This is a genomic window from Escherichia sp. WS3063 (genome assembly GCF_046486595.1).
Taxonomy (GTDB): Bacteria; Pseudomonadota; Gammaproteobacteria; order Enterobacterales; family Enterobacteriaceae; genus Escherichia; species Escherichia coli.
This window is the reverse complement of record NZ_JBJQKY010000036.1, coordinates 24763-40674: the sequence shown is the minus strand read 5'-3', so window position 1 is coordinate 40674 and position 15912 is coordinate 24763. Positions and strand designations below refer to the sequence as shown.

General features: G+C 39.8%; 14 protein-coding genes. All 14 read left to right on the top strand.

Annotation, left to right across the window (positions count from 1 at the left end; genetic code table 11):
* Positions 1-395: 395 nt before the first annotated feature.
* The gene (gene wcaK, locus ACJHYW_RS23150) at positions 396-1676 is read left to right on the top strand and encodes a colanic acid biosynthesis pyruvyl transferase WcaK (protein ID WP_000770767.1); all 1281 of its coding nucleotides are present in this window, start codon (positions 396-398) and stop codon (positions 1674-1676) included.
* Positions 1673-2893 (top strand): colanic acid biosynthesis glycosyltransferase WcaL, encoded by a 1221-nt coding sequence (wcaL, locus tag ACJHYW_RS23145; RefSeq protein WP_000862677.1) that lies wholly within the window; start codon positions 1673-1675, stop codon positions 2891-2893. Before wcaK ends, wcaL begins: the two co-directional genes overlap by 4 nt.
* A gap of 10 nt (positions 2894-2903) precedes the next feature.
* Complete coding sequence (wcaM, locus tag ACJHYW_RS23140; protein ID WP_001116065.1) at positions 2904-4298, top strand: colanic acid biosynthesis protein WcaM; 1395 nt, start codon at positions 2904-2906, stop codon at positions 4296-4298.
* 157 nt (positions 4299-4455) lie between these two features.
* Positions 4456-5451: an N-acetyl-alpha-D-glucosaminyl-diphospho-ditrans,octacis-undecaprenol 4-epimerase gene (locus ACJHYW_RS23135; RefSeq protein WP_000999466.1), complete on the top strand. Its 996-nt coding sequence runs from the start codon at positions 4456-4458 to the stop codon at positions 5449-5451.
* A 242-nt stretch (positions 5452-5693) separates the two neighbouring features.
* The gene (galF, locus tag ACJHYW_RS23130; protein ID WP_000183045.1) at positions 5694-6587 is read left to right on the top strand and encodes a UTP--glucose-1-phosphate uridylyltransferase GalF; all 894 of its coding nucleotides are present in this window, start codon (positions 5694-5696) and stop codon (positions 6585-6587) included.
* 372 nt (positions 6588-6959) lie between these two features.
* Complete coding sequence (gene wzx / locus ACJHYW_RS23125; protein WP_000916633.1) at positions 6960-8195, top strand: O11 family O-antigen flippase; 1236 nt, start codon at positions 6960-6962, stop codon at positions 8193-8195.
* 8 nt (positions 8196-8203) lie between these two features.
* Positions 8204-8929: a glycosyltransferase family 2 protein gene (locus tag ACJHYW_RS23120; protein ID WP_001361572.1), complete on the top strand. Its 726-nt coding sequence runs from the start codon at positions 8204-8206 to the stop codon at positions 8927-8929.
* A complete protein-coding gene (gene wzy, locus ACJHYW_RS23115; protein ID WP_061092867.1) occupies positions 8926-10161 on the top strand; it encodes an O11 family O-antigen polymerase in 1236 nt (411 codons plus the stop codon). The genes ACJHYW_RS23120 and wzy overlap by 4 nt, the downstream gene beginning before the upstream one ends.
* Before the next feature lies 1 nt (position 10162).
* Positions 10163-11230, top strand: a complete 1068-nt coding sequence (locus ACJHYW_RS23110) for a glycosyltransferase (protein WP_000022057.1) — start codon at positions 10163-10165, stop codon at positions 11228-11230.
* A 20-nt stretch (positions 11231-11250) separates the two neighbouring features.
* The gene (gene galE / locus ACJHYW_RS23105) at positions 11251-12267 is read left to right on the top strand and encodes a UDP-glucose 4-epimerase GalE (protein WP_000026026.1); all 1017 of its coding nucleotides are present in this window, start codon (positions 11251-11253) and stop codon (positions 12265-12267) included.
* Positions 12268-12335: 68 nt separating this feature from the next.
* A complete protein-coding gene (locus ACJHYW_RS23100) occupies positions 12336-13343 on the top strand; it encodes a glycosyltransferase family 4 protein (RefSeq protein WP_000699784.1) in 1008 nt (335 codons plus the stop codon).
* A gap of 10 nt (positions 13344-13353) precedes the next feature.
* On the top strand, positions 13354-14475 hold the full coding sequence (gmd, locus tag ACJHYW_RS23095; protein ID WP_000335121.1) for a GDP-mannose 4,6-dehydratase: 1122 nt from the start codon (positions 13354-13356) through the stop codon (positions 14473-14475).
* 3 nt (positions 14476-14478) lie between these two features.
* Entirely contained in the window at positions 14479-15444 is a 966-nt protein-coding gene (locus ACJHYW_RS23090; RefSeq protein ID WP_000163129.1) for a GDP-L-fucose synthase family protein, read from the top strand.
* A gap of 2 nt (positions 15445-15446) precedes the next feature.
* Positions 15447-15902, top strand: a complete 456-nt coding sequence (locus ACJHYW_RS23085; protein WP_001042472.1) for a GDP-mannose mannosyl hydrolase — start codon at positions 15447-15449, stop codon at positions 15900-15902.
* Positions 15903-15912 lie beyond the last annotated feature (10 nt).

Here is a 15912-nt window from a genome sequence, read left to right as displayed (position 1 = left end):
CGGGTCTTGTAGGCCTGATAAGACGCGCCAGCGTCGCATCAGGCACTGAATGCCGGATGCGGCGTAAAACGCCTTATCCGGCCTACGGTTCTGTGCTCGGATCTTGTAGGCCTGATAAGACGCGTCAGCGTCGCATCAGGCACTGAATGCCGGATGCGGCGTAAAACGCCTTATCCGTCCTACGGCTCTGTGCTCGGGTCTTGTAGGCCTGATAAGACGCGTCAGCGTCGCATCAGGCACTGAATGCCGGATGCGGCGTGAACGCCTTATCCGTCCTACGGTTCTGTGCTCGGATCTTGTAGGTCTGATAAGACGCGTTAGCGTCGCATCAGGCAAAAAACGGCAACGAACACAACAAACACAGCCTCACCTGGCATCAAATTTATGAGGAAAAAATGAAATTACTTATTCTGGGCAACCACACTTGCGGCAATCGTGGCGATAGCGCCATCCTGCGTGGCTTACTTGATGCCATCAATATCCTCAATCCACATGCCGAAGTGGACGTGATGAGCCGCTATCCGGTCAGTTCTTCCTGGCTGCTCAACCGCCCGGTAATGGGCGATCCGCTGTTCCTGCAAATGAAAAAACACAACAGCGCGGCGGGCGTTGTCGGGCGCGTTAAAAAAGTCCTCCGTCGCCGCTATCAGCATCAGGTATTGCTCTCACGCGTCACCGACACTGGCAAGCTGCGTAATATCGCCATCGCTCAGGGATTCACTGACTTCGTGCGCCTGCTGTCAGGTTACGACGCCATTATTCAGGTCGGCGGATCGTTTTTTGTCGATCTCTACGGCGTGCCGCAGTTTGAACACGCGCTTTGCACTTTCATGGCGAAAAAGCCGCTATTTATGATTGGTCACAGCGTTGGTCCATTCCAGGATGAGCAATTTAACCAACTGGCGAACTACGTTTTTGGTCACTGCGACGCGCTGATCCTGCGCGAATCGGTCAGCCTTGAACTGATGAAACGCAGCAATATCACCACCGCAAAAGTCGAACATGGCGTCGATACTGCGTGGCTGGTCGATCACCACACAGAAGACTTCACCGCCAGCTATGCCGTTCAACACTGGCTGGACGTTGCCGCACAACAGAAAACGGTAGCAATTACCCTGCGCGAACTGGCACCGTTCGACAAACGTCTCGGCACCACTCAGCAAGCGTATGAAAAAGCCTTTGCCGGGGTGGTCAATCGCATTCTCGACGAAGGGTATCAGGTGATTGCGCTTTCCACCTGTACGGGCATCGACAGCTATAACAAAGACGACCGCATGGTGGCGCTCAATCTTCGCCAGCACATCAGCGATCCTGCCCGTTACCACGTGGTGATGGATGAACTCAACGATCTGGAAATGGGCAAAATTCTGGGGGCCTGTGAACTCACCGTCGGTACGCGCCTGCACTCTGCCATTATCTCGATGAACTTTGCCACTCCGGCGATTGCCATCAACTATGAACATAAATCCGCCGGGATTATGCAACAACTGGGGCTACCAGAGATGGCAATTGATATCCGTCATTTATTAGACGGCAGCCTGCAAGCGATGGTTGCGGATACCTTAGGCCAGCTTCCGGCACTGAACACGCGACTTAACGAAGCCGTCAGTCGCGAACGTCAGACGGGAATGCAGATGGTGAAATCTGTGCTTGAACGCATCGGGGAGGCGAAATGAAGGTCGGCTTCTTTTTACTGAAATTTCCACTGTCGTCGGAAACCTTCGTCCTCAATCAAATTACCGCGTTTATTGATATGGGCTTTGAGGTGGAGATTGTCGCGCTGCAAAAAGGCGACACACAAAACACCCACGCGGCATGGACAAAATATAACCTTGCCGCCAGAACCCGCTGGTTACAGGACGAACCTACGGGCAAAGTGGCGAAACTGCGCCACCGCGCCAGCCAGACCTTACGCGGCATTCATCGTAAAAATACCTGGCAGGCGCTCAACCTCAAACGCTATGGTGCTGAGTCGCGGAACCTGATTTTGTCTGCCATTTGCGGCCAGGTCGCAACACCATTTTATGCCGATGTCTTTATCGCTCATTTTGGCCCTGCGGGGGTAATCGCAGCAAAACTACGGGAACTGGGTATCATTCGCGGCAAAATCGCTACTATCTTCCACGGCATTGATATCTCCAGTCGGGAAGTGCTCAACCACTACACTCCCGAATATCAGCAACTGTTCCGCCGTGGCGACCTGATGCTACCGATCAGCGATCTGTGGGCCGGAAGGCTGCAAAAAATGGGATGCCCGAGGGAAAAAATCGCCGTATCGCGCATGGGCGTGGACATGACGCGCTTTAGCCCGCGTCCGGTGAAAGCGCCCGCAACACCGCTGGAAATCATTTCCGTCGCACGCTTAACCGAGAAAAAAGGCCTGCATGTGGCGATCGAAGCCTGCCGTCAGTTGAAAGAGCAGGGCGTGGCATTTCGCTATCGCATCCTCGGCATTGGCCCGTGGGAACGACGCCTGCGCACCCTCATCGAACAATATCAACTGGAAGATGTGGTAGAGATGCCGGGCTTTAAACCGAGCCACGAAGTGAAAGCGATGCTAGACGACGCGGATGTTTTCCTGCTGCCTTCGGTAACGGGTGCGGACGGCGATATGGAAGGCATTCCGGTGGCGCTAATGGAAGCGATGGCGGTCGGCATTCCGGTGGTTTCTACTCTGCATAGCGGAATTCCTGAACTGGTGGAGGCCGATAAATCCGGCTGGTTGGTGCCTGAGAACGATGCTCGCGCACTGGCGCAACGACTGGCGGCGTTTAGCCAACTGGACACCGACGAACTGGCTCCGGTTATCAAACGTGCTCGCGAAAAAGTCGAACACGATTTTAACCAGCAGGTGATCAATCGAGAACTCGCCAGCTTGCTGCAGGCTTTATAGAGGAGAACGCATGCCATTTAAAAAACTCTCCCGACGCACCTTCCTGACGGCAAGCTCTGTGCTTGCCTTCCTCCATACGCCTTTCGCCCGCGCACTTCCCGCTCAACAAAGCGTTAACATTAACGACTACAACCCTCACGACTGGATCGCCTCATTTAAACAAGCCTTCAGCGAAGGGCAAACGGTCGTCGTGCCTGCCGGATTGGTTTGTGACAATATCAACACCGGCATCTTCATTCCTGCAGGTAAAACGTTACACATCCTTGGAAGCCTGCGCGGCAACGGCAGAGGGCGATTTGTCTTACAGGACGGCAGCCAGGTGACAGGGGAGGAGGGCGGCAGTATGCATAACATCACCCTGGATGTGCGTGGTTCTGACTGCACCATCAAAGGGCTGGCGATGAGCGGCTTTGGTCCGGTAACGCAGATTTATATCGGCGGCAAAAACAAACGGGTCATGCACAACCTGACCATCGATAACCTGACCGTTAGCCACGCTAATTACGCCATCTTACGCCAGGGATTTCATAACCAGATAATCGGTGCCAACATCACCAACTGTAAGTTCAGCGACTTACAGGGCGACGCTATTGAATGGAACGTGGCGATTAACGACAGTGATATTTTGATATCCGACCATCTCATTGAGCGCATTAACTGTACCAACGGCAAAATCAACTGGGGCATCGGCATAGGCCTTGCGGGAAGTACCTACGATAATAATTATCCGGAAAACCAGGCAGTGAAAAACTTTGTCGTGGCGAATATCACGGGATCGGATTGTCGGCAACTGATCCATGTTGAAAATGGTAAACATTTTGTTATCCGTAATATCAAAGCTCGTAATATCACGCCGGATTTCAGTAAGAAAGCAGGTATTGATAACGCCACAGTTGCTATTTATGGTTGTGACAACTTTGTGATTGATAATATTGAAATGATTAATAGTGCCGGGATGTTAATCGGCTATGGGGTAATTAAAGGCAAATATCTCTCGATACCGCAGAATTTCCGAGTGAATGATATTCAACTGGATAATACTCATCTTGCTTATAAATTGCGCGGCATTCAAATCTCCGCCGGGAATGCTGTCTCCTTTGTGGCGCTGACTAACATTGAGATGAAGCGTGCGTCGCTGGAGTTACACAACAAACCGCAACATCTTTTTATGCGAAATATCAATGTGATGCAGGAATCCTCAGTTGGACCCGCATTGAGCATGAACTTTGACATGCGCAAAGACGTTCGAGGCGTTTTTATGGCAAAGCGTAAAACGCTGCTTTCACTCACGAATATTCATGCAGTGAATGAAAAAGGGCAAAGCTCCGTCGATATCGACAGGATTAATCACCATATTGTTAATGTGGAGAAGATTAACTTTAGATTGCCGGAACGGAGGGAGTAGATTTGCGACCATTCATAAACTTACTGGATATAATGTTCTAAAAGATTATAATCCTCACACTAACTGTTAAAGCTGGGGCTGGGCAGCATTGACTACTCAGAGAAGGTACTCATCTTTATCTTGTGTTTCTTACGTAACAACCAGACTAAAGTGATTTATGAACGATAACGTTTTGCTCATAGGAGCTTCCGGATTCGTAGGAACCCGACTACTTGAAACGGCAATTGCTGACTTTAATATCAAGAACCTGGACAAACAGCAGAGCCACTTTTATCCAGAAATCACACAGATTGGCGATGTTCGTGATCAACAGGCACTCGACCAGGCGTTAGCCGGTTTTGACACTGTTGTGCTACTGGCAGCGGAACACCGCGATGACGTCAGCCCTACTTCTCTCTATTATGATGTCAACGTTCAGGGTACCCGCAATGTGTTGGCTGCCATGGAAAAAAATGGCGTTAAAAATATCATCTTTACCAGTTCCGTTGCTGTTTATGGTTTGAACAAACACAACCCTGACGAAAACCATCCACACGACCCTTTCAACCACTACGGCAAAAGTAAGTGGCAGGCAGAGGAAGTGCTGCGTGAATGGTATAACAAAGCACCAACAGAACGTTCATTAACCATCATCCGTCCTACCGTTATCTTCGGTGAACGCAACCGCGGTAACGTCTATAACTTGCTGAAACAGATCGCTGGCGGCAAGTTTATGATGGTGGGCGCAGGGACTAACTATAAGTCCATGGCTTATGTTGGAAACATTGTTGAGTTTATCAAGTACAAACTGAAGAATGTTGCCGCAGGTTATGAGGTTTATAACTACGTTGATAAGCCAGACCTGAACATGAACCAGTTGGTTGCTGAAGTTGAACAAAGCCTGAACAAAAAGATCCCTTCTATGCACTTGCCTTACCCACTAGGAATGCTGGGGGGATATTGTTTTGATATCCTGAGCAAAATTACGGGCAAAAAATACGCTGTCAGCTCAGTGCGCGTGAAAAAATTCTGCGCAACAACACAGTTTGACGCAACGAAAGTGCATTCTTCAGGTTTTGTGGCACCGTATACGCTGTCGCAAGGTCTGGATCGAACTCTGCAGTATGAATTCGTCCATGCCAAAAAAGACGACATAACGTTTGTTTCTGAGTAATGCAGACGAGTCAGAGAAAAAAGGACCAGGTTGGACTACGATTATTCGGAAAGAGGTACTGATTAAATTATCAGTATGCGGAATTCCGAGTAATCCGAGTAACCCAGATGCTGATGGTGTGTAGTGTTATCGCAAGGTTTAATCAAAGTTATGCGGAACTAAGCTTTGGTATATAGCCATACCGTTTGGCTAATCTATGGCAATAATTTACGCACTATCAGTCACTTAGAGGTAGGAAAATAATGACGAATTTAAAAGCAGTTATACCGGTAGCGGGTCTTGGGATGCATATGTTGCCTGCCACTAAGGCGATACCCAAAGAGATGCTACCGATCGTCGACAAGCCAATGATTCAGTACATTGTTGACGAGATTGTGGCTGCAGGGATCAAAGAAATCCTCCTGGTAACTCACGCGTCCAAGAACGCGGTCGAAAACCACTTCGACACCTCTTATGAATTAGAATCTCTCCTTGAACAGCGCGTGAAGCGTCAACTGCTGGCGGAAGTGCAGTCTATCTGTCCGCCTGGCGTGACCATTATGAACGTGCGTCAGGGCGAACCTTTAGGTTTAGGCCACTCCATTTTATGTGCACGACCCGCCATTGGCGACAACCCATTTGTCGTGGTACTGCCAGACGTAGTGATCGACGACGCCAGCGCCGACCCGCTGCGCTACAACCTTGCTGCCATGATTGCGCGCTTCAATGAAACGGGCCGTAGCCTGGTGCTGGCAAAACGTATGCCGGGTGACCTTTCTGAATACTCCGTTATTCAGACCAAAGAGCCGCTGGATCGTGAAGGCAAAGTCAGCCGCATTGTTGAATTTATCGAAAAACCGGATCAGCCGCAGACGCTGGACTCAGACATCATGGCCGTTGGTCGCTATGTGCTTTCTGCCGATATTTGGCCGGAACTTGAACGCACTCAACCTGGTGCATGGGGGCGTATTCAGCTGACTGATGCCATTGCTGAACTGGCGAAAAAACAGTCCGTTGATGCAATGCTGATGACCGGTGACAGTTACGATTGTGGCAAGAAAATGGGCTATATGCAGGCGTTTGTGAAGTATGGACTGCGCAACCTGAAAGAAGGGGCGAAGTTCCGTAAAGGTATTGAAAAGCTGTTAAGCGAATAATGAAAATCTGACCGGATGTAACGGTTGATAAGAAAATTATAACGGCGGTGAGGATTCGTGGGGCTAATTGTACTCATTGCCTCATTCTTTCTTTATACCGTTCTAAATATGAGTAACAATAACTTTTCAATAGGCATTTATTGTGGGAGGCTGAGATTTTCTCCATCTCTGAAGCGATTTGGTAAAACGTTCAGAGTTAAGCTTTTCGAACTAACCATAACGGTTAATGCTAGGTACAACTAGGACATGCATGCAGTACGCTGGTAGCTGTTGAGCCAGGGGCGGTAGCGTGAATTAAATGTTTATCCCATATTACTTAACAAATTGTAAACTATCGTGCAAAATAAGACTTGTTAAGTACGTAGGCTCGTTATGTTAAAAAACATCATCTATTTATTAAGCGTTCAAGGTGGCAATTATATATTTCCATTGGTCACACTGCCTTATCTTGTCAGGATCCTTGAACCTACAGGATACGGGATATATGGGTATAGTTTTGCTGTGGTCCAATATTTTATATTATTTATTGATTACGGATTTAACTACTCAGCGCCCAAAATCATATCAATATCAAGGGAAAATACTGATTCCATAAGTAAAGTTTTTTGGAATGTAACGTTTATCAAAATAATTGCAGCATCTCTTGGTTTGTTAATTATTTATTTAATTTCGGAATTGAATATCATTGATTACCAAATTAAATTTATCATTCTTGCATACATATCTGTCGTAGGAAATTTAATATATCCAGTATGGTTTTTTCAAGGGCTGGAAAAAATGTTAGGAATAGCGATAAGTATGTTTTCCGCACGCTTACTTACACTATGTTTAACATTTTTATTGGTTAAAAGTGAAAAGGATCTTGGTATAGCGATAACAATACAATCATCAATAACAGTTATTGCAGGTATAATATCTACATATTTTTTATTTTCTCTTAAAAAAATAATATGGGTACCACCATCCTTATCCAAAATGAAAGAGTTAATTTATGATGGATGGCATTACTTCATTTCCTCTGCAGCAATAAGCCTTTATACTACTAGTTCAACAATAATATTAGGTGCATTATCAGGAACAACTGCAGTGGGATATTTTATCGCTGCAGATAAAATTAGGCTTGCACTACAAGGCGTTATTGGTCCTATAACCCAAGCTGTTTTTCCTAGAGTAACTTATATAATGAAGGATAATCATGACGATGGACTATTATTAGCCAGGAAAGTGTTTCGATGGCAATTTTCACTGATGTTCGTACTTTCCATATTTCTTTACTTTTTTGCAGACGATATAATTTTAATCATGTATGGAAAAACGTATCATGAATCTTTAGAAATACTCAAAGTTTTAGCTTTTACTCCAGCAATAGTTACGGTAAGTAATTATATTGCAATTTTAGTAATGATCCCTATTGGTATGAAAAAAGAATTTACAAAAATTATTACTACCAGTGGATTAATAGGCCTACTGATAATTACTTATTTGACTAATGAATACTCAGGAGTTGGTACAGCAATAGGAGTTATTTCAACTGAGTTTATAATAATGGCGAGATTTTACTTTTTGATTAAGAAAACAAATAAATTAAATAATTTAAATTTATTGTAGGGCTAACAATGAATAAACCAACTTTAACAATAGTTACCGTTGTGTACAATGGCGAAATGTATATCGAAGATACTATAAAAAGTGTCTTATCACAAAACTGCAATGATGACATTGAATATATTATAATTGATGGTGCATCAACGGATAATACTCTAAATATTGTTAATTCTTACAAAAATGAAATTTCATATATCATTTCTGAAAATGATAATGGTATATATGATGCAATGAATAAAGGTGTGTTAAAAGCATCTGGAAATTATATAGGATTTATAAACGCTGATGATTTTTATAATAAAGATGTATTATGTCAAGTAATAAAAGTAATGAAAGAAAATAAATATGATGTTATTTATGGAAATATGTCTTTGGTAGAGGCTGATAGCTTGGATGTTATTCAGGTCCGGAGGCCTAAAGACTGGAAACTACATATAGATATGAATTTAAGCCATCCGGCCACATTTATTAGAAAAGATATCCACAGAGAAAATTTATTTAATACTAGCTATAAAATTGCTTCTGATTATGATCTTTTGCTAAAATTGAAGAAACAAGGTTATATCTTTCATTATATTGATAAAAATATCTCTTCGATGAGAAATGCCGGCCTTAGCGCTAAAAATGTAAAATTAGCATTGGAGGAAGCGAGACAAATCCGAAAGAAAAGAAACGGGAAATTATATGCGGCGTTAGCAGATATTTACCTATTTATGAGAAAAGTTATAAAAAGATGATTAATAGAAACATAAAAATTAGTGCTTCATTTATTTCAATAATTTATTTGCCTCTTGCTTTATTATTAGCAATGATTGAAATGATTAATGGGGCCAGATGGAGTGTTTATGTATGTTCATTTATGCTAGGGGTACTAGCATTTTTGTTAATACCTTATGAAAATTGGGATTTGACTAGGCATTATGAAACATATTTATATGTTAGTCAAACATCACTAAACAAAGTTTTTGAAAATAGTGACAATAGATATATTACAATAAATACTGTTATTTATTTATTTAAATCTTTAGGAATAAAAAAAGAATTTTTACCTTTTTTTTCAACATTTTTATCATATATTTTTTATTTTAATATATATGTTAATTACATTAAAAAATACAATCCGGAATTATCTCATAGATGTATATATTTATATATTCTAATAAGCGTAATCCCATTTTTTGCTATAGCTAGTTCATTGCGGCAATATCTTGCATTTAGTATTATGCTTTATATGATTATACAGTATTTCACCAGTGAAAATAATAGGTATAAGTCACAAAAAATTATATTCTCTGCAATTATTTCATGTTGTATTCATCCCAGCGCAATACTATTGCTAGGTGTTTTTTTTGTTAGCAAATTAATAAGACTTAACAAAACAATATTGTATTTAATAATATTAGTTCTAATCCTTAACCATGATGGGTTAATATCTTCTTTGCTATTTCAATTGATTAGGCCATTATTGGAAAGCTTAGGTTTTTACTTTCCCGAATATATGGACTCTGTAACCATAGGCATAAGCAATAGCTTGCTGAGCACTAATGAATATATCTTGAATAAGATCATATTACCGTCAGTGTTTTTTATTTTTACTTTTATCTATTTAATTTTATTTAATAAAAAAATGACGAGGCAAGAGTCACAAATCAAAAATTTTTGCAGTTTACTTCTTTTGCTGATATGCCTTTTATCGTTATCGCCTGATTTATTTTATCGATTTTCCATTTTCTGGGTGTTATTATATAGTTATATATTTTTCTCCTACGATATTAATAAAATTAGCAAACTATGTAAGCATCTGATCTTCTTAATACTCATTACCGCATGTTCAATCATAAATTTGGCACAGGCAAATATGGGTAAAGATATTATTTATGTGTCTTGGTGCGATATATTGTATAAGCCCTCATTATTCCTATTCAATAAAGAAGTTAAATCAGCAGAATATATAAGAGTGAGTCAATAAAATGTCCATTGGAGTCTTTAAGCTGTATGAAAATAAAATAGGTGGCACTGAGAAAGCAGTTGAAAATCTAATTGATATATTAACTAAAAACAGCCTACAAGTGAGATGTTTTTCAGCAATAAACGCACAAGAGATACAAGTTAGAGAAGATAATCGGAAAACCTACTTATTCCAAGACAATACTGCATATGAAGAAAGCAAATTAAGGTTTTACATTAAATATTTGTTTTTTTTGAGTGCCAAAAGTAAAGACCTTGAATTAATAATTTCCACGGATATAGCTACATCATCATTATTGTTATTGATTGGTTTTTTTCGGTATAATAAGAATAAAATTATTTGCTGGGAACATTATCCATTTGACAAGAATAGTATTTTTTGGAGAAAAGTATTTAAATTTCTTTTGTCTCTTAATAAAAAAGCTGTAGTAGTTTGTAATTCTCACAAGGAAAAAGATAAGTTTACTTTTTGTAAAAGGGTTGTAATTATACCAAATTCAATCAAAACGCAAAAATATAAGCGCATACATCAAGGAAAAGAAACTCTTGATTTGATTTATATTGGTCGGATTGTTAAAGATAAAGGAGTTGAAAGGTTAATTAATGCAGTAATAAATCACCCGTCTACAAAAAAGTATGTTTTACACATTGTAGGAGGTGGTCAAGAGCTGGAGTATCTCAAATCTAAATATAAGAATAACAACCAAATACACTTTCATGGACCGAGTTTAAACACAGATGTTTTTTTGGCAAAAAGTGATGTTTTTGTATCCGGTTCATACTTTGAATGTTTTCCTGTTACAATACTTGAAGCTATGTCCTACGGATTACCTGTAATTTCAATGGATATATCTGGAGGGACAAGTAGCGTGATTTCTTCATCGGGTGGCGGATTTGTGTGTCAATCTCAAATTGAATTTCAGGAAAAACTAACTTACTTTGAAGATAATGTTAAACGAACCGAACACGGAAATGCAGGATTCCTATTCGTGAATAGACATTATACAGAAGAAATAGTTAGTGCTCAGTGGATGAGTTTGATCAATCGAGCCAATAGTCAAGAAAATTAAGGTATTGGAGCTATTAAAGTATGAGCATACTTGTGACTGGTGGGGCTGGCTATATTGGCTCACATGCTATATTAACTTTATTGCAAAATGGATATGATGTTATATCGCTAGATAATTATTGCAATTCCTCTCCAAAATCTCTAGAACGAGTAGAGGAAATTTGCTTATCTAAGATAAAAAAATTACGTGGTGATATTAGAGATAGACATATATTAAAAAATATCTTTTCAAAATATAATGTTTCTACTGTAATGCATTTTGCGGGTTTAAAATCTGTTAACGAGTCCATTAAAAAACCATTAGAATATTACGACACAAATCTTTTGGGGACTCTAATATTACTTGATGAAATGCAGAAAGCGAATATTTCTAATCTAATTTTTAGTTCGTCTGCTACTGTCTATGGCAATCCTCATTATGTTCCAATATCTGAAAAACACCCTGTCGGTGAGGTGATCAATCCGTACGGTCGTTCAAAGTTTATGGTGGAACATATATTGCGTGATTTTTGTAACGCGAATAGCGACGCAAATATCACAATACTAAGATATTTTAATCCTGTAGGTGCTCATGAGACTGGATTAATTGGAGAAGATCCTTTAGGAACTCCTAATAACCTGTTTCCCTATGTTGCGCAAGTCGCAATTGGAAAATTACCCTATCTAAATGTTTTTGGTAATAAATATATGACAAAAGATGGAACAGGTGTAAGAGATTATATCCATGTAGTCGATTTAGTTGAGGGGCATCTTGCCGCTTTAAAAAATCTCAATAGAAACCAGGGGCTTAAAGTTTTTAATTTAGGCACTGGTCAAGGTTATAGTGTGTTAGATATCATCGACGCTTTTAAACTGGAAACAGGACGCGATATACCTTTCCGTATCGTTTCTGAGCGAAATGGAGATGTGGCTGAATGTTGGTCCGATCCTTCCTTAGCAAACGAGCAGCTAAGTTGGGTTGCTAAAAGGACTCTTAATAATATGGTGGAAGATGCATGGAGATGGCAAACAATGAATCCAAATGGATATAAAGAGTAAATTGAAACAATTATAATCATCCATTTCATTGCTTACTGTATTGTTATCTATATATATGAAAACAAAAAATGAAAATATTATATGATGGGATTGTGAAAAGTTTACAATCATATGGTGGTATCACTGTATACTTTGAAGAAATCATTAAGAGATTAAAAAATGACGAATACAAGTTCATTCAATTTAATGATAAAAATGAAAATCACAATGATGATCTCCATCGGCCATGCCGGTTTTTAGAACGATATAGATGTTTTGAAGCATTAAAAAGTGATTCAGATTACAGTATATTTCATTCTACATATTATCGGGTTCCGAAAGATGGGGAATATGCGGTTGTGACCACGGTCCACGATTTCACATATGAATTGTATATGAAAGGACTTCGGCGCAATGTTCATAGCTTACAAAAAAGATGGGCTGTGAAACATAGCGATGCAATCATTTGTGTCTCTAATAATACAGCCAAGGATTTAATTAATTTCTTTAAGGTTGATGAAAAAAAGATACATGTTATTCATAATGGTGTATCGGAAGATTATAGACACTTAAATCTAGAAAAAGAAAATTTTGTGCTTTTTGTCGGTGCTCGTTCAGGATATAAAAATTTTGAGCTTGCAGTTAAAGCCATTTCTAAACTTTTTGATACTAATCTTAAAATAGTCGGCGGAGGTGGTTTAAATAAAGCAGAAATGAAGTTACTATCTGAATATCTTCCAGAAAGATTCCAGTACTTAGGGAAGGTATCAAATGAAAAACTAAATATATTATATAATTCGGCTTATTGCTTAATCTATCCTTCAGAATATGAAGGGTTTGGAATTCCCTTGCTTGAGGCTATGCGAACTGGCTGTCCTGTGATAGCCGTAAATAGATCATCAATACCCGAGGTTGTGGGGGATAGTGCGATTTTAGTCGAAGAAGTATCAATTGAAAGTTTATTCTCAGCTTTATTAAGTGTAGAAGCTAACGCTAATGAATTAAAAAATAAAGGATTAGCGCAATCTAATAAATTTTCATGGGGGAAGTGTTTCTCCGAAACATATAATCTATATAAATCACTATCTAAGTTTTGAGAGGTTATTTATGTGTAAGAAAGCTTTAATTACAGGAATTACCGGGCAAGATGGTTCCTACTTGGCAGAATTTCTGCTTAAAAAAGGCTATGAGGTTCATGGAATAAAACGTCGATCTTCCTTGTTTAATACTGACCGTATTGATCATATATATCAAGACCCACACCATCGTAATTTAAAATTACAACTTCATTATGGTGATTTAACAGATACTTCTAATTTGACTCGGATATTATCTGAAGTTCAACCTGATGAAGTTTATAATCTTGGCGCAATGAGTCACGTAGCTGTTTCCTTCGAATCCCCAGAATATACAGCTGATGTTGATGCTATAGGTACTTTACGATTATTGGAAGCTATTCGTTTTTTGGGATTAGAAAAAAAAACCCGATTTTATCAGGCGTCAACCTCTGAATTGTATGGATTAGTTCAGGAAGTTCCACAAAAAGAGACAACGCCGTTCTATCCTCGTTCACCTTATGCCGTAGCTAAACTGTATGCATATTGGATCACTGTAAACTATCGTGAGTCTTATGGAATGTATGCATGTAACGGTATTTTGTTCAATCATGAATCCCCACGTCGTGGGGAAACGTTTGTAACACGTAAAATCACACGTGCTATAGCTAATATATCGCAGGGAATAGAAAAATGCTTATATCTTGGCAACATGGATTCTTTACGCGATTGGGGGCATGCGAAAGATTATGTTCGTATGCAATGGATGATGCTTCAACAAGACCAGCCAGAAGACTTTGTTATTGCCACCGGCAAACAAATATCTGTACGTGAATTTGTCCGTATGTCTGCTAAAGAAGTTGGACTTGAACTTGAGTTTTCCGGTACTGGTGTTGATGAGATTGCATTTGTTGTAAATAAAACATCAGATTGCGCCGTTGGTGTTAATATTGGTGATGTTATTGTTCGCGTTGACCCTCGTTATTTTCGACCAGCAGAAGTTGAAACTCTTCTTGGTGATCCAACAAAAGCAAAAAATGTCTTGGGTTGGGAGCCAGAGATTACAGTTGAAGAAATGTGTGCAGAAATGGTGGCTAGTGATTTAGAAAAAGCTAAACAGCATGCACTTCTTAAAAGCCATGGTTTTGACGTGGCAGTCTCTTTGGAGCGTTAAAGTATGACCAAGAAGCGAATTTTTGTGGCTGGACATCGTGGGATGGTTGGTTCTGCTATTTGTCGTCAATTATTAGCACGTAATGATGTTGAGTTAATTGTCAAAACTCACAAAGAACTCGATTTGACAGTTCAAAAGGATGTTGAATGTTTTTTTGAGCAAGAGAGAATAGATCAGGTTTACCTTGCAGCAGCAAAAGTAGGAGGAATTCATGCTAATAACACTTTTCCAGCTGAATTTATTTATCAGAACCTTCTTATTGAAAGCAATATTATTCACTCATCTTACAAAGCGGGCATAAAGAAACTATTATTCTTAGGGTCAAGTTGTATCTATCCAAAGTTTGCAGAACAGCCAATGAAAGAATCTGCACTTTTGACGGGAACTCTTGAGCCTACTAATGAGCCTTATGCTATTTCCAAAATAGCAGGTATAAAGCTATGTGAATCTTATAATCGCCAATATGGATGTGATTATCGCAGTGTAATGCCTACTAACTTATATGGTATGAATGATAATTTTCATCCCAATAACTCACATGTAATTCCAGCGCTTATGCGGCGTTTTCATGAAGCAAAGGAACTTGGTTTAAATGAAGTGGTTGTCTGGGGAACGGGAACTCCAAAACGCGAGTTTTTATATGTTGATGATATGGCCGCTGCATCAGTATATGTGATGGAGCTTGATGATGAAATTTATAAAAAAAATACTCAACCAATGTTATCTCATATTAACGTAGGTACTGGTGTTGATTGTTCCATACGTGAAATGGCAGAAACAATGGCTTTAGTTGTTGGCTATGATGGAAAAATTGTTTTTGATATAACAAAACCAGATGGTTCGCCTCGTAAACTTATGGATGTTACACGCCTTGAGAATTTGGGTTGGAAATATCGTTATAATTTAAAACAAGGACTAGAATTAACATATAAATGGTTTATAAATAATCTTGACTCATTTAGGAGTTAATATTGAACAAGAGATTAGAAACAGAGTTATTTAAATCAATAGTTGAACATACTCCACTAATCTCGATAGACCTTATTATAAGAAACGAAGATGGTAAGGCGCTGCTTGGTCAGCGCCTTAATCGTCCAGCACAAAATTATTGGTTTGTGCCGGGGGGACGGATTCTTAAAGATGAGTCTTTCGAGAACGCATTCAAAAGAGTTACTTTAGAAGAATTGGGTGTTCAAATTAGCATTAATGAAGCAAAATTTCTTGGGATTTATGAACATTTCTACAGCGACAATTTTTCTGGGACTTGTTTTTCAACTCATTATGTCGTACACGGATATGAGATTAGTTTGATGCCACATCAAATTAACTATCCAACACTACAACATAGTACTTACAATTGGTTCGATATAGCCGAATTGTTAGCTAATTCCTCAGTTCATCAGTACACAAAAAATTATTTTAAGTGAAGGTTATTTA

Bases quoted from the DNA above. Each gene is read 5' to 3' on its own strand.
- galF (WP_000183045.1), top strand. From the start codon at position 5,694: ATGACGAATTTAAAAGCAGTTATACCGGTAGCGGGTCTTGGGATGCAT.
- ACJHYW_RS23135 (WP_000999466.1), top strand. From the start codon at position 4,456: ATGAACGATAACGTTTTGCTCATAGGAGCTTCCGGATTCGTAGGAACC.
- wzx (WP_000916633.1), top strand. From the start codon at position 6,960: ATGTTAAAAAACATCATCTATTTATTAAGCGTTCAAGGTGGCAATTAT.
- ACJHYW_RS23120 (WP_001361572.1), top strand. From the start codon at position 8,204: ATGAATAAACCAACTTTAACAATAGTTACCGTTGTGTACAATGGCGAA.
- wcaM (WP_001116065.1), top strand. From the start codon at position 2,904: ATGCCATTTAAAAAACTCTCCCGACGCACCTTCCTGACGGCAAGCTCT.
- ACJHYW_RS23110 (WP_000022057.1), top strand. From the start codon at position 10,163: ATGTCCATTGGAGTCTTTAAGCTGTATGAAAATAAAATAGGTGGCACT.
- ACJHYW_RS23090 (WP_000163129.1), top strand. From the start codon at position 14,479: ATGACCAAGAAGCGAATTTTTGTGGCTGGACATCGTGGGATGGTTGGT.
- wcaL (WP_000862677.1), top strand. From the start codon at position 1,673: ATGAAGGTCGGCTTCTTTTTACTGAAATTTCCACTGTCGTCGGAAACC.
- wcaK (WP_000770767.1), top strand. From the start codon at position 396: ATGAAATTACTTATTCTGGGCAACCACACTTGCGGCAATCGTGGCGAT.
- gmd (WP_000335121.1), top strand. From the start codon at position 13,354: ATGTGTAAGAAAGCTTTAATTACAGGAATTACCGGGCAAGATGGTTCC.
- ACJHYW_RS23100 (WP_000699784.1), top strand. From the start codon at position 12,336: ATGAAAATATTATATGATGGGATTGTGAAAAGTTTACAATCATATGGT.
- galE (WP_000026026.1), top strand. From the start codon at position 11,251: ATGAGCATACTTGTGACTGGTGGGGCTGGCTATATTGGCTCACATGCT.
- wzy (WP_061092867.1), top strand. From the start codon at position 8,926: ATGATTAATAGAAACATAAAAATTAGTGCTTCATTTATTTCAATAATT.